This is a genomic window from Pseudomonas sp. P1.8, assembly GCF_001269805.1.
GTDB lineage: Bacteria > Pseudomonadota > Gammaproteobacteria > Pseudomonadales > Pseudomonadaceae > Aquipseudomonas.
Genome location: NZ_LHVM01000023.1, coordinates 321,864 through 336,591 on the forward strand (window position 1 = coordinate 321,864; position 14,728 = coordinate 336,591).

General features: G+C 52.4%; 10 protein-coding genes and 1 pseudogene. 5 read left to right on the forward strand and 6 right to left on the reverse strand.

The genetic code is table 11. The features are described from left to right. Position 1 precedes the first annotated feature (1 nt). The 5 genes and pseudogenes from AD668_RS25700 (at position 2) to AD668_RS30115 (ending at position 6,573) form a co-directional block, all read left to right on the forward strand. Entirely contained in the window at positions 2-1,258 is a 1,257-nt protein-coding gene (locus AD668_RS25700; protein WP_053163513.1) for a TolC family protein, read from the forward strand. Beyond that, a complete protein-coding gene (locus AD668_RS25705) occupies positions 1,255-2,739 on the forward strand; it encodes an efflux RND transporter periplasmic adaptor subunit (RefSeq protein WP_053163516.1) in 1,485 nt (494 codons plus the stop codon). Before AD668_RS25700 ends, AD668_RS25705 begins: the two co-directional genes overlap by 4 nt. Next, positions 2,736-5,894, forward strand: a complete 3,159-nt coding sequence (locus tag AD668_RS25710) for an efflux RND transporter permease subunit (RefSeq protein WP_053163519.1) — start codon at positions 2,736-2,738, stop codon at positions 5,892-5,894. The genes AD668_RS25705 and AD668_RS25710 overlap by 4 nt, the downstream gene beginning before the upstream one ends. Further along, complete coding sequence (locus AD668_RS25715) at positions 5,891-6,241, forward strand: copper-binding protein (protein ID WP_053163522.1); 351 nt, start codon at positions 5,891-5,893, stop codon at positions 6,239-6,241. The genes AD668_RS25710 and AD668_RS25715 overlap by 4 nt, the downstream gene beginning before the upstream one ends. Before the next feature lie 134 nt (positions 6,242-6,375). After that, positions 6,376-6,573, forward strand: a pseudogene (locus AD668_RS30115) (hypothetical protein). A 268-nt stretch (positions 6,574-6,841) separates the two neighbouring features. Here the strand turns inward: AD668_RS30115 and AD668_RS25720 are convergent. From AD668_RS25720 to AD668_RS25745, 6 genes are all read right to left on the reverse strand, one after another. After that, positions 6,842-7,402 (reverse strand): hypothetical protein, encoded by a 561-nt coding sequence (locus AD668_RS25720; RefSeq protein WP_053163525.1) that lies wholly within the window; start codon positions 7,400-7,402, stop codon positions 6,842-6,844. A 266-nt stretch (positions 7,403-7,668) separates the two neighbouring features. After that, on the reverse strand, positions 7,669-8,502 hold the full coding sequence (locus AD668_RS25725) for a thymidylate synthase (protein ID WP_053163530.1): 834 nt from the start codon (positions 8,500-8,502) through the stop codon (positions 7,669-7,671). After that, the gene (locus AD668_RS25730; protein WP_053163533.1) at positions 8,502-9,026 is read right to left on the reverse strand and encodes a hypothetical protein; all 525 of its coding nucleotides are present in this window, start codon (positions 9,024-9,026) and stop codon (positions 8,502-8,504) included. The genes AD668_RS25725 and AD668_RS25730 overlap by 1 nt, the downstream gene beginning before the upstream one ends. Beyond that, on the reverse strand, positions 9,019-11,121 hold the full coding sequence (locus tag AD668_RS25735) for a tyrosine-type recombinase/integrase (RefSeq protein ID WP_053163535.1): 2,103 nt from the start codon (positions 11,119-11,121) through the stop codon (positions 9,019-9,021). Before AD668_RS25735 ends, AD668_RS25730 begins: the two co-directional genes overlap by 8 nt. Positions 11,122-11,142: 21 nt before the next feature. Further along, on the reverse strand, positions 11,143-13,488 hold the full coding sequence (locus AD668_RS25740) for a tyrosine-type recombinase/integrase (protein ID WP_053163538.1): 2,346 nt from the start codon (positions 13,486-13,488) through the stop codon (positions 11,143-11,145). Then, positions 13,488-14,720 (reverse strand): site-specific integrase, encoded by a 1,233-nt coding sequence (locus tag AD668_RS25745; RefSeq protein WP_053163832.1) that lies wholly within the window; start codon positions 14,718-14,720, stop codon positions 13,488-13,490. Before AD668_RS25745 ends, AD668_RS25740 begins: the two co-directional genes overlap by 1 nt. Positions 14,721-14,728: the final 8 nt, after the last annotated feature.

The window sequence follows — 14,728 nt, forward strand, 5'->3', positions numbered from 1 at the left end:
CATGAACTCCAAGTGCTATTGCACAGGTTGGTCTTTCGTGGCCGGTCTGGTGGCTAGCGTACTGGCATTGCCGAGCTTCGCTGCTGCATTGACACTCGATGAAGCATTACGACTGGCTGAAAACAATGCACCGTCGCTGACCGCTCAAGACGCAAAAATTCAGGCTGCCAGCAGCGCAGCTGTTCCAGCCGGCGAATTACCTGACCCCAAGCTGCTGTTGGGGGTACAGAACTACCCCATTGGGGGGCCGGATCGTTGGAGCCTCAATGATGACTTCATGACCATGCAAATGGTCGGGGTCATGCAGGAAATGCCCAACAAAGACAAGCGTAAAGCACGAATCGAGGTCGCCGATGCAGCTGTTGATCGTGCGACTGCAGAGCGTCGAGTCGAACGTGTGAAGGTACGACAGTCCACGGCATTGGCTTGGATCAGTAGCTACTCGGTTGAGCGCAAAGATGCGCTGTTCCAGGAGTTCTACAAAGAGAATCGCCTGCTGACCGATACCGTCCGGGCCCAGATTGCCGGTGGCCGCGCTCAACCCGCCGATGCAGTGACACCCAAGCAGGAAGCGGCCCAACTGGCGGAGCAACAGGACGATCTGACTCTCCAAAGAGCACAGGCCCGAGCGGCCCTCAAACGCTGGATTGGTTCCGCCGCCAACGACCAGCCTGTGGGCCGCTTGCCTGAATGGCCCGTCGATACCTCAAGCTACGCCCATAAACTGCAACACCATCCCGAGTTGGCAGCGTTTGGGCCGATGACCCGCGAAGCGCAAGCCAAGGTTCGTGAAGCCGAAGCGGAGAAGCAGTCGGACTGGAGTTGGGAGCTTGATTATCAGCATCGTGACCGACAATTCGGCGACATGGTCAGCGTGCAACTTTCATGGGATCTGCCGCTGTTTCCTGATTCTCGCCAAAATCCCAAGATCGCCGCCAAGCAGGCTGAACTCAACCAACTTGAGGCTGAACGCGAAGCACTGTCACGCGAACATACTGAGCAGCTGGAGAGCGAACTGGCTGACTATGAGCGGCTGAATCGTGCTGTACGCCGAAATCAGGACAGCCTGGTACCTCTGGCCAAGGAAAAGGTCGAGCTCAGTATGGCCAGTTATCGCGCCGGTAAAGGCGACTTAAACGCAGTTGTTGCCGCCCGACGTGAACTCATTGAAGCCCGTCTCAAACAGGTCGATGTGGAAGAGCAGCGAGCACTGACCAGTGCGCGTCTGTATTTTGCTTATGGGGAGTACAGCCAATGATCCTTAAAAAATGGAACGGGGCATTGCTGGTAAGCGTCACGCTGACATTGGGTGTTGTCGGTGGTTACTGGTTCGCTCACCAGCGCATGAGCGGAGTGCCCAGTAACACCCCGGAGCAGAGTCTCAATTCACCCGATGAGCGCAAGGCTTTGTATTGGTACGACCCCATGTCCCCGCAGCAAAAGTTCGATAAGCCGGGAAAGTCCCCCTTCATGGACATGCAATTGGTTCCTAAGTATGCCGACGACACAGGGGATCGGACGACAGTCAGCATCGATCCTAGTCTGACCCAGAATCTTGGTCTGCGTTTTTCGACAGTCACTCGTGGGGGCTTTGGCTCCAGTATTGATGTGACGGGCATCCTGGCGTTCAACGAGCGTGATGTCGCTGTGATTCAGGCACGCACTCCTGGCTTTGTCGAGCGGGTTTATGCCCATGCTCCTGGCGATGTGCTTAAAGCCAATGCGGTATTGGCGGATATCCTGGTGCCCGAGTGGGCCGCTGCCCAGACAGAGTTTCTTGCACTGAAGCACAACGGGGATGCGGAATTGTTGGCTGCGGCCCGTCAGCGACTAAGGCTCACCGGTATGCCGGTAGCATTGATTGCTCAGGTGGAACGTTCCGGTAAGGTTCAGCCCTACCTAGCGCTCACCAGCCCCATTGGTGGTGTTCTGCAAGAACTGAGTGTACGTACGGGTATGACCGTGGCGACTGGCGAGACTCTGGCTCGCGTCAATGGCTTGAGCAGTGTCTGGCTAGCTGTAGCCGTTCCAGAGTCGGATGCCGGAGCGATCACCGTGGGGCAGGCGGTCGAAGCCCGTCTCCCAGCCTTTCCAGGGACAATCCTCAATGGCAAGGTCAGCGCAATTTTGCCTGAAACCAATCCGGATAGCAGAACCCTTCGCGTACGGGTAGAGCTAACCAATCCGGACGGGCGCCTCAGACCGGGTTTGACGGCACAGGTGCGCCTGAACCGTTCTACTGAGCAAAGTGTGTTGTGGGTGCCGACCGAGGCAGTGATTCGCACTGGTCGACGTGCCTTGGTGATGCTCGCCGAAGATGCCGGTCGCTATCGTCCGGTGGAAGTACAACTCGGGCAGGAAAGCGATGGCAAGATAGCGATAGTAAAAGGTCTGAAAGAAGGCCAGAAAGTGGTTACATCTGGTCAGTTCCTGCTCGACTCCGAGGCCAGTCTTAAGGGCATTGTTGCTCGCTCGGAGGAAGAGTCGCCACCCAGAGCAGCAGCCTCCAGTTTCCATGAGGCGGAAGGGCAGATCGTTGAGATCAACGACAAAGAAGTCACGCTCGCCCATGGGCCCTTCAAGACGCTGGGCATGCCTGGCATGACCATGACCTTTCCATTGGCTGACCCTGCTCTAAGGCAAGGGCTCAAAGCGGGGGATAAGGTGCGGATCTCGATGAGCCAGACCGATGATGGTTTGCGTGTTGAACGGCTGGACAAATCGGGGAACCAGCCATGATTGCGGCCCTGATTCGTTGGTCGGTGGCCAACCGATTTCTGGTGCTACTGGCGACGCTTTTCGTCTCTGCCTGGGGTGTCTGGTCGGTGCAGAGCACACCCATCGATGCGCTGCCGGATCTCTCGGATGTCCAGGTGATCATTCGCACCCCTTATCCGGGACAAGCGCCACAGATTGTCGAGAACCAGGTGACCTATCCGCTGGCCACCACCATGCTCTCAGTTCCTGGGGCCAAGACGGTGCGGGGTTATTCCTTCTTCGGTGACAGCTTCGTTTACGTGTTGTTCGAAGACGGCACTGACATGTACTGGGCCCGCTCGCGAGTGTTGGAATACTTAAGCCAGATACAAAGCCGATTGCCGGCCAGCGCCAAACCAGCGCTGGGGCCGGATGCGACGGGGGTAGGTTGGATCTATCAGTACGCATTGGTTGACCGCAGTGGTGGACACGACTTGGCGCAATTGCGTGCGCTGCAGGACTGGTTTCTCAAGTTCGAACTCAAGACCTTGCCCAATGTGGCCGAGGTGGCCACTGTTGGCGGCATGGTCAAGCAGTATCAGGTACAGCTTGATCCACTGAAACTGGCTAGCCTTGGCATCACTCAGGCTGAAGTGACCGACGCTATCGGCAAGGCCAACCAGGAAACCGGTGGGGCCGTGCTGGAGATGGCAGAGACCGAATTCATCGTGCGGGCTTCCGGCTACCTGAAGTCGCTCAATGACTTTAGGGCAATCCCGCTTAAGTTGGGTGCGGCTGGCGTGCCGGTGACCCTCGGAGATGTCGCCACGATTCAGTTGGGGCCGGAAATGCGGCGAGGCATCACTGAACTCGACGGTGAAGGCGAGACCGTTGGCGGTGTTGTGATTTTACGCAGCGGCAAGAATGCCCAAGAAACCATTGTTGCGGTTAAGTCGAAACTAGAGGAGCTGAAAAGCAGTTTGCCGGCTGGAGTGGAGATCGTCACTACCTACGACCGGAGCAAGCTGATTGACCGCGCTGTGGAAAACCTCAGCTATAAGCTATTGGAAGAGTTCATCGTTGTCGCGTTGGTGTGTGGGGTCTTCCTATGGCACTTACGCTCATCGCTGGTAGCGATCATCTCCTTGCCGGTGGGTGTGTTGATTGCCTTCGTCGTCATGCGTTACCAAGGGATCAACGCCAATATCATGTCCCTGGGGGGAATTGCCATTGCCATCGGGGCGATGGTCGATGCCGCCGTGGTGATGATTGAGAACGCCCACAAGAAGGTTGAGGCCTGGCACGCAGCCAACCCTGGGCAGGAACTGAAGGGAGAGCGTCATTGGCACGTAATGACGGAAGCAGCGGCGGAGGTAGGCCCTGCACTGTTCTTTTGCTTGTTGATCATCACCCTGTCATTCATTCCAGTGTTCACCCTGGAGGCCCAGGAGGGACGGCTGTTCGGCCCGTTGGCTTTCACCAAAACCTACGCCATGGCCGCAGCGGCGGGCTTGTCTGTGACCTTGGTGCCAGTGTTGATGGGCTATTGGATTCGAGGACGAATTCCCAGTGAACATCAGAACCCGCTAAACCGCTGGCTGATCCGGATCTACCAGCCCGCTCTGGACGCAGTCTTGCGTTCACCTAAGTTAACGCTGCTGGTGGCGCTATTGGTTTTTGTCAGTGCGCTATGGCCAATGTCGCGCTTGGGTGGCGAGTTTCTCCCCCCGTTAGACGAGGGCGACCTGCTCTATATGCCTTCAGCCCTGCCGGGATTGTCGGCGCAGAAAGCGGCGCAATTGCTGCAACAAACCGACCGCCTGATCAAGACAGTTCCAGAGGTCGAACACGTCTTCGGTAAAGCAGGGCGTGCCGAAACCGCTACCGATCCGGCACCGCTGGAGATGTTCGAAACCACCATTCAATTCAAGCCGCACGAGCAATGGCGCCCAGGCATGACGCAGGAAAAATTGGTGGAGGAACTGGATCGAGTGGTACGAGTTCCTGGGCTAACCAATATTTGGATACCCCCGATTCGAAACCGTATCGATATGCTGGCTACGGGTATCAAGAGCCCTATTGGAGTGAAAGTTGCCGGTACCAATCTGACGGACATTGATGCTGTGACCCAAGCGGTTGAACGGGTGGCCAAAGGCGTGCCCGGTGTCAGCTCGGCATTAGCCGAGCGATTGACTGGTGGCCGCTACATTGACGTGGATATCGACCGAAAGGCTGCCGCCCGCTACGGATTGAATATCGCTGATGTGCAGTCCATCGTGGCCGGTGCTATCGGCGGTGAAAACGTCGGGGAGACCATTGAAGGGCTCGCACGCTTTCCGATCAACGTGCGTTACCCACGGGAGTGGCGTGACTCGGTCGGCAGCCTAGAGCGATTACCGATCTACACCCCGCTAGGCAGCCAGATCACTCTTGGCACTGTGGCGAAGGTCAAGGTTAGTGACGGGCCGCCGATGCTCAAGAGCGAGAATGCACGGCCTTCTGGCTGGGTGTATGTCGATGTGCGGGGCCGGGACATTGCCTCGGTGGTCGCCGACCTACGTCTGGTCGTCAATGAACAAGTAAAATTGCAGCCCGGCATGAGTCTGAGCTACTCAGGACAGTTCGAGTTTCTAGAAAGGGCAAATGCACGTCTCAAACTGGTGGTGCCTGCCACGCTGTTGATCATCTTCGTGTTGCTCTACCTGACCTTCAGCCGCTTCGATGAGGCGTTGCTGATCATGGCCACTCTGCCATTCGCACTGACTGGCGGAGCATGGTTCCTCTATCTGTTGGGATTCAACCTGTCGGTTGCCACCGGTGTCGGCTTTATTGCATTAGCCGGGGTTTCTGCCGAGTTTGGCGTGATCATGCTGCTCTATCTGAAGAACGCCTGGGCGGAACGTGAAGACCTTGGCGACAACACTGAGCGAGGATTGATTGCGGCGATTCGTGAAGGTGCTGTGCAGCGCGTTCGACCCAAGGCAATGACCGTGGCCGTCATCATTGCCGGCCTGCTGCCCATTCTGTTGGGCAGCGGAACCGGAAGTGAGGTAATGAGTCGCATCGCTGCGCCCATGGTCGGCGGCATGGTCACAGCACCCTTGCTGTCCCTGTTTGTCATTCCGGCGGCCTATCGCCTGATGCGGCGCCGCCACCTCTCAGTTGAACCCATCAACCCTCAAGGAAAAGTCGTATGAAACTGACCCTGATTGCAGTTGCAAGCACCGTATTTTCTCTTTCACTTTCTGTCCACGCGGAGGATATGCCGGGCATGAAAATGGACGGTATGGAGGGCATGCAGATGAAGCAAGAAACAAAGCAGGCTCCAGTAGCCACCGCCGACGGAACGATCAAGGCTATAGATACTACGAAGCATACGGTGACCATCTCCCACGGAGCTGTTCCAGCCGTACAGTGGCCGCCAATGACAATGGCTTTTTCCGTAACGGAGAAACAGCTGTCAGGGCTGATAGTCGGAGACCGTGTATCGTTTTCCTTTAGGCAAGAGGGTGGAAAAGCCACAATCGTTTCCATTAAAAAGTAAGACCGTAACGAGCAAGAATTAACGGCACTGGGCACTGCAAGGCGCCCAGTGTCATTTGGAGTGCATGAAAAAGTTCTGTGAATGGCACGGGCCTACTCAAGGGCAATACCCATGCCAAACACCTCTGAAGCCACATAGCCACAGCGGATGCCCACACACTGCTCCTGCACAACCAGCACGCTCTGGCTGCGACCATATAAGGCACCAAGTGGTTTTATGGGCATGGAGTGGGGAGTGTCGCCGACAACGCGGTAGCTGGCATGGAAACGCTGGACACAAATGCCAGTGAGATCACGGACGCCCTCATCCGGTTTCAGCAGCAATGCGATTGAAGGTCTGTAACGTAATTTTGTGCTCTGTAACGCTGCTTACGTTACAAGTCAAAAGTTACGTTACAGTCTGTGATTAAACTCATAAGGCAAGCGGAGCGCGCAGGCGTGCAGGATGTCAGCCCGAAGGGCCAAGACGTGGCTTGCCACGGCTCGGTTCACGACAGCCCTCCGCCAACGGCGGCACGCCATAACAACCGTCGAGCTTCAAACCAACCTGAAGAAATCCGCCATCTTGGAACCCGTGGTGCCATTAATCCACTCACTGCCATCAGAGCTCGGCATCCCAAGCATCCATAGCCTCACTCACAGTCGTGAACCAATGGAGTTCAGGGTTCTGTAAGGCACTAGCGACTTGCCTGTTTGTATTGGCATCAACCCAAGGCGGGAGACTCTCCGTGAGGCCTGAGAACAGGCTGGCCGTCGCGACAGCGTACCTACCCGTGCTCGTAGACTGGAGGCATACGTAGCGCACGACTGCGCCGCTGGACAACCGACGCCAACCCACCACCTCGATACAGTCCAAGGCCCCCACTGGAGACTCTACGGTGGCACTCGCCTCCTGCTGCTCCACCTGGATGTCTGCCGCTGCCTTGAAAGGCCTGCTAGGCGCCCATGGTTTGTGGACAAGATGCTTCAACTGCTCACGTGAGGCGACTATCTGATCGCGCAGCTCTTCGGGATCGATGGACATGCCACCCCGGTCAGTCACCGACAGCGTCTTCAGCTTATTCACAGCAGCGATGAAGTCGCGATCTCGAGCTTTCTCCCAGTCGGGGCGGCGGTCTGGATAGAAACGATTCCAGAGGCTTGAAAGGAGCTTCAAAGTCATTCTCCTACCGTGGAGTGGTGGCCGAAGGAATAGCGATCATACGACAACCTTCGACCCAGCTTCATATGCTATCTCTCCCGTCTACCATGACACGCCCGACAGTCATTCGCTGGATGAGACGAGCTACATGCGCCGAAGAAGCTTTCACCCATCAGTAGCGCTCCTGCGCTGCGCATGTGGCATTTTAAGGAAGAAGTGTACTTCTGCTATGCCCAGGCATAAAAAACCGGCCCTGGGGCCGGTATTGGAATGAGAGCCCAGAGAGATCAGACAGAGACAGGTGCCGCAATGTGCGGATGCGGATCATAGCCAACCAACTCGAAATCTTCGAACTTGTAGTCGTAGATCGACTCCGGCTTACGCTTGAACTGGAGCTTGGGCAAGGAACGAGGCTCGCGATTGAGCTGCGTCTGAACCTGCTCCATGTGGTTGGAGTAGATATGGGCATCGCTCAAGGTGATGACAATTTCCCCAACGTCCAGATCACACTGCTGTGCAAGCATATGGGTCAAGCAAGCCAAGGAAGCCGTGTTGTAGGGCAACCCAAGAAACATGTCTGAAGACCGGATGTACAGGTGAGAAGAGAGCTTACCATTCGCGACGTAAAACTGATAAAGCAAGTGGCATGGAGGGAGTGCCATCCTGCCCTGTCGCGCATTCTCTTGCGGGCTTACCTTCTCATCAGGGAGGAACTCAACATTCCAACCGTGGAAAATGATTCTACGGCTATTGGGATTGTTTTTAATCGCATCGACGACGTAATCGATCTGATTAATCGTGCCGCCATCCTTCGTGGGCCAAGCTGTCCACTGCTTGCCATAGACCGGGCCAAGATCACCTTCTTCAGTGGCCCATTCGTCCCAAATCTTAACGCCGTTCTCATTGAGCCACTTGATATTGGTATCCCCATTGAGGAACCAAATAAGCTCATTAACAATGCTTTTAAAATGAAGTTTTTTAGTTGTTAGGAGCGGGAAGCCACTTTTGAGATCATGCCGAAATTGACGGCCAAATACGCTAACAGTACCGGTGCCAGTACGGTCACCTTTCCCTACACCAGCGGCTAAAACATCACTCAACAAATCCAAATAAACTTTCATCAATCTTTCTCCGCCTGGGCATTCTCCAGAACATCAATTACGGCGCGAAGCTTATCAATTTCCCTCTCTGATTCCAAGTTTTTTTGCTGAATCTCAGCTAGACGGTTAATGTAAAAACTCTTAGATTCAACTTGTATCTTTATTTCTTGCTTAAGGTGTTTGTTTTTGTCAGCCAGTTCTTTTGAATAGTTGAACCAATGCAATACTTCAAGCCGAGAGGCTTGGAGCTTTTCCGTGAGAACGTTTAGAGGATCAACTTTTTTCCCTTTAGCAAGTTTCTTACGAAGGGTCTCAATAACCCGAGACTCCTTAATTGCGAGCAATCTCTGGGCAGGCCAAATTCGTTGCCGAATAGTATTCCGATGTATCCCGGTAATTCGACTCAACTCTGCAATTGTCGGCTTGAGCTTAGTGCTACCTGCAATTTCCATGAGGCCATTTGTCAGCACTCCTGTGTTGCGATCAAAATCTTCCTGATTCTTTTGGGCGAAGGCCTGGCCTTCGCTTACGTTACGATCACTCATCATCTACCTCATGCCCCAAGGTGAGCAGGACGCTCCGTGCCTCATCCATCGCAGCCTTGGCGGCCTCATGCAAATGCTCAAGATCTGGCTTATGCAGGATCAGCTTATTCTGGTCGTACACGGAACGCCACGCAGGAGCGTTACCCTCTGTGATGACCGCGTTGGAGCACCGATTAGGATTGCAGCGTAAACCTCCAATGCAGGGGATTGAAGCATCAAAGTCTTCCGCACGGTTGCCGTAACAAAAGGCCTGTCCCACGCTGATCACCGCGATTTTTTGACGGGTGATAGCCTCAAAGATCTCTTCCTTTGAGTAGCCCGCCGCCATGTACCCCTCGAATGTCCTTCGAAGACTGGCGACATGGTCTTTTGCGTTCGAGCCAGCAAAGCCCTTGTCTGGGTCATAGACGTTCGTCACCAACTCAAGCTCAGCGGCATGTCTAAGCACCGAACTCGAATCATGGTGTGCCGCGCCCGCAAGCATGTCTCCTATCTCACCATACGCCAAGGTCGTTTTACTAAAGCCTTTATGAAGTCCAAAGTTGCCTACGATCCCACTGAAATGCTTCAACTGATGCGAGATAAACGGGAGACCCACATCTGCCCTATACAGCTGATAAGCCAAGGTATGACGCAGCATGTAGGGATAGAAGTTAAGCTCAGCATATTGATCGCTTGAGAGAACCTCTTTCATAAATATCTGCAGTGTGGAGTTGTAAGCCGTTGGCGACAGCGCCTCTCCCACCTCTCCATAAGGAACGGTGAATGACGAGCAATATACGTAAGGGTTATTCTTGTATCTGGAAAGAATAACACTGGCACGAACCGCATCACGAACGATGGGAATTGCAACCCAATAGTCGTCAAAAAGAAGTGCGGACTCATCCTGGTGTTTGTGGACGTTGCTCTTAATTACCCAATTATCCCCATCTGGCTGGAGGCACGTTTTACCGACCAGGTCAGCTAGCTCAGATGTCCGCATGCCGGTGTACTGCCCGATGATATACATACACGCATAGCCGACGAGGTTTAGATAACGCCAGAAGGGCCCGTCTGGAGTGAAGCCATGTTTCTCTTCATGGCGCTTCAATGCCGTAACCGTACAGCAGGAGAGAATTTCATCGACATACGACTCATCGCTGCCAATAGCTGCGCGGATGTCTTCAATGGGATGGCCCCCACCATGAAGACGCTTGTAGGTATAAACAGCAAACGATTCCGGGGTCAGCCCATGTTGAATGGACGCAAAATATCCTCGATCATTCCTTCGATCAAGCGAGGCAACGTCTATCACATGTTCGTTCATGGCATCCAAAAAATCTACAATAACTAGGGATCCCACCATTGAAGCCTTTTTGAAGGATTCATTTGCCATCACCTTTTGCTTTGCCTTAACAGGAGCAGCATCAGGGTTAAATTCTTTTCCAATCTTATGCCATTTCAGATTGTTAGGATTTACCTCTGCGAGAGCCCCATCAAATACAGTATCTCGGAAAAATGGTGACCACAGGATTGCGAAAAACTGGCGAATTTTCGAAGAATAGCAATGCTTAAATTCTTTGGCTGCGGCTTCATAGTACCGACCAGGAACTTTAGCCAAAGCATTCATTTCAGCGTTGACAAATTCATCTCCCAGCTCCCTGGACAATACCGAATACAGTGCATCAATGAATAATAGCCCTGCCGCAAAAACCCTAGCGATAGTAGCGCTCTTCGACGGCTTTTTAGATTTCGTCTTATCGTGAATTGGCGTAAGTACACCCGGCGCAATTGCATAACACTGGGCAACCACTTTCACCTCAAGAATTACCGCAGCAGGGATCGAGGAAAAGCGCCTGAAATCGAGTACCAGCATTGAGCCACGCATAGTTTTCGCAACATTGGGATTATCTCCATTCCAATCCCAAACCGAATCTAGAAATGAGGAGGTCTTTGTCACCTTAAGCGTTTTGAGATACTCAAAAAATGCGTAAGCTTCAGCTGTTAGCTCAAGATCTTTTGCCTGAGCCTCGTACCCTGTAAAAATTTGACCAGCTGCGGCTTTGAACTGTGCGAGCTGAAGCAGCGGAAGTATCTTACTTTCTTGACCTAACAATGTACTAAACCTTAGATAAAATCAGAGAGCAACGCCGTCTACGATAATTGTAGAGCAGATGAATTCAGACTCGGCCTCAGCCTTGGCCAGTTCCACTTGAGAAAAATCAGAATCCGGCCCAACGATACCCTCAATCAAGGCAAGATTTTCAGCGATTGCCATGCCGTAAGGGGTATCCATTACCCGTGTGACTTCGATTGCTTTCAGATAATCACGCTTCAGTGCGAAAATATCCGGCAAGTTAAGCGCCGTGATCATGCTGTTGTCGCAGCCCAAGCACTTGTTATATATAGAACAAGGTTTACCAGGAACGTAATAAGCCGATTTCCTTACATGTTCTGGAGGATTAAAAATATTCCTACAACTTGCCAATGGCGTTTTAAAAATAATATTTGAGCCTCCGGCGTCAGGGGGCGCTGGGACAGAGCTCGTACCATCAGCCCCTACTTTATGCTCAGCTTTAGTCAAGGTACGCTGGTGCAATGCACCGATTTCGGCAGTTAGCTTTCCGCGTGCAATCCGGTTGTAGTCAAGCTGATCGAGGTAGTCGATAGTCGTGGTGATATACTTGTGCCCTAGGATGTATTGTACTTCCCTCAACGGTACACCCTTCTCCACCAGTTCACTGATGAAGCTCGGCCTTAGCCGCGAAGGGGTGATGGAAAGTGAACTGCCATCTTCACTCACCAAGCCCTTGGCCTTGGAATAGTCGGCAAACAAATCAGTCACCACATCAACACGAGACGATTCCAGCGACTTGATCACGCCGAAATTCCTACGCCCAACCGAATCCCAAATAAATAGATGACTCTTTAATTCATCAGGAGCACGAGATCTGACGTCCGCAGTTAGCAGCAAAACTGCATCGAAGATCTTTTTCACCTCAACCGACTGAGCGTAGGTTAGCCAGGTGATCTCAGCGTTGAAAATATCGAGGTGGTACTCTTTCTCACCATCAGATCGCTCCTTCCAGTAACGCAGACAAGGCCTATGTGTCAAAGGATGACGGTCGGTATAGTCTCCGACACGCAGGCACTTAAGTGAGTTCGCATTCAACCCCGTAACCTGAGCCAACCTGACCATGTATGGCGCAATAACCGAAGTATCAATCTTCCAAATAATACCCCAGCTTTCCAACACGGCGCGTGTTCCATTTTCACTTTCAAGCGAAAGAGCTTTCACAAAGAAATTCTCATAGTCGCTCTGAATATTATCGTGCCGAATCCTATGCTCGCATCCGAGCTTATTCTCAAACACCCAGCGAGCATTATCGATTACGTTCCCTACCCAGGAGAACTTGCCATCGGCTCGCTTAGGATCACAGCCCACACCACTGAGTACATAGGGAGCGGTCAAGCTATTGTACTTGGCAATATCAGCTCCAACAGTTTCAGAAATCAGCGTTCGATCAGATGGGCTGTAAGGGCGATAGTAATCAGTCACTCGCTCCTTAGAAAAGCCGGGAACTCCAAAGAACTTGAACTTATCCAACCCTTTTACCGTGCGCGCAATCTTCAGGGAACCCCTAAGCCTACTCAACAGGTCTGTGGCATAGCCTGGTGAAAAAACCCTGGAGTTCACGAACTCAGAAAGGTATTTACGATAATTAGCCAGCAGCATCGGATCCAGCAAATGCTCATAGGTTTCATCGCCGGTAAAGCCCTGCTGAACAAGCATCTTTTTTAGATGGTCGTATACCGCCCAGTAGACACCAAGCTTCTTAGAGTTTTTCCCCCGCAGTGATACTTGCGCCAACAAGTGGAGCAATGGTGCAAATGGCAAATGTTTAGTTCCGACCGCCAAATCGCTGACAGAGTGCAGAGGTTGAGAGCTCAATACTCGGAGTGGCTCAGTGAGATACTCTGTCTTTGGAGTTGGTGCATTACGCTCCTTGGTAGTCTTATACTCAGGATCGGCGTAACCAGCATCCAAATGCTCAGCATTGATCGTTTCGAAGGCATCTTTAACGCCTTTCAAATACCTTGATGGACTTTCAATGCCTTCTAGCTGAGGCACGTTCCTACTGACGTAGCGAGCGGAAATCTTATTGCCATTCAGGGGAAGAATCTGTTTTTGGCCTGCTGAAAGCACTGAGTACCACTTAAACAGCTTAATTCGCCAGTTGCACGCAGTCGAGGAGAGCTCACCAAACTGGAGAATCCCCTTATCCTCAAGGTCTATAATAATTAGCCTGGTATACTTCGCAAGCGTTTCTTGGCAGCCACCGATGCCATGAGTGGCGATATATGATGGAGTGAGAGTAAAGCCCCCATCAACCACCTTTGAAACAAACTCCACATCAAACAAGAGTTTTGAGTCAGCAGAAGTTTTCTCATACCAAGCTGCAATTTTTTCACCGTGATTCATTACTTATTATCGCTCAGATCAATACGCTTACGGGTGTCGGCTACCAGTTGACCCATCAGCTCAGCCCTAGTTTTCAAATCAGAGTCCGCGCCGCACAAGCTGTTATAAATATGCTGCGGGATGGACGTGTATGTTTCCAAGGTAGAGATATTATTATGACCCAATGACTTCTGTGCGATAAGCATACGATCCAGAAAATCTTCGCCTAAGTCTTTACTGTTCAAGATCGCATAGGCGTTGCCATGGCGCAGTTTATGAGGCGACACCATCCGATTCAGTCGACCGGACTTAACCCCACGCTCAGACACCCGTTCAAGAAGCTTCTCGATGGAATCCTCAGTATATTTGTTGCCTTGGGCATTGAAGAAGCACGGGGTATCTTCAGCACTTTTGTAGCGAGGGGCATATTTTTTATACAGCGGTGAGGCATGATATTTTCTAATGCGCTCTAAGGTTGGCCTGCTGACGATGGCATACCTGGGCTTGGTCTGATTGCCACGCCCCTTACTACCCTCAATATAGACTGGGCAATACGCGGGCAGCGCAGCTGTCGTACCAGCATTGCCAAGTAACTTAGTGTTCGAAAAATGCAGAGACTCCTTAACAGCTGCAAGCGTCACGCGACCGACCTCAGAGCTACGAAGTCCGGCATCATAGATAAATTGCAAGACGCACCGCTCGCGCTCCAATTTGGAACACAACATAAGCTCTTTAAGTTCAGCTGGGTCGCACGGCTGAACTAACCGCCTCTTAGGCGCAGGGGTGAACAAGCCAAGCTCATAGGGGTTATCAGCTCGATAAGCTTCCCGCCCATGAGCAGACTTGCAAAGAAACTTTGTATAGAACGCCAGATAGCACGCATCTCTGTTTCTAATGGTCGCACCACTCAACTTCTCCACTTCTCGGAGATGATGGAAGTATTGACTAAAGGAGCTACTACTAAGACGAAACAAGATCTCATCCGCACTGAGATGATTGTATTCATCAATCTTCTGGTGATGTTCGATCAAGTAGCCGAGGTTACGAGCATATGTCTCGAGGGATTCAAAAGAAAGCGTGCTGTCCTTCGCACCTTGGGAAAGATACTCACTTGCGAATCGAACGATTCTCTCTTGGTCATCGAACAGGGCCGCCCCCAGCACAGTGCGCAAACCGGTCACCGTTGAGGCCTCATCATTCAAATGCGACTGCTTCAGATCAAGCTTTGAGCGAGCCGCCACTACCACCTTCATACCATCCC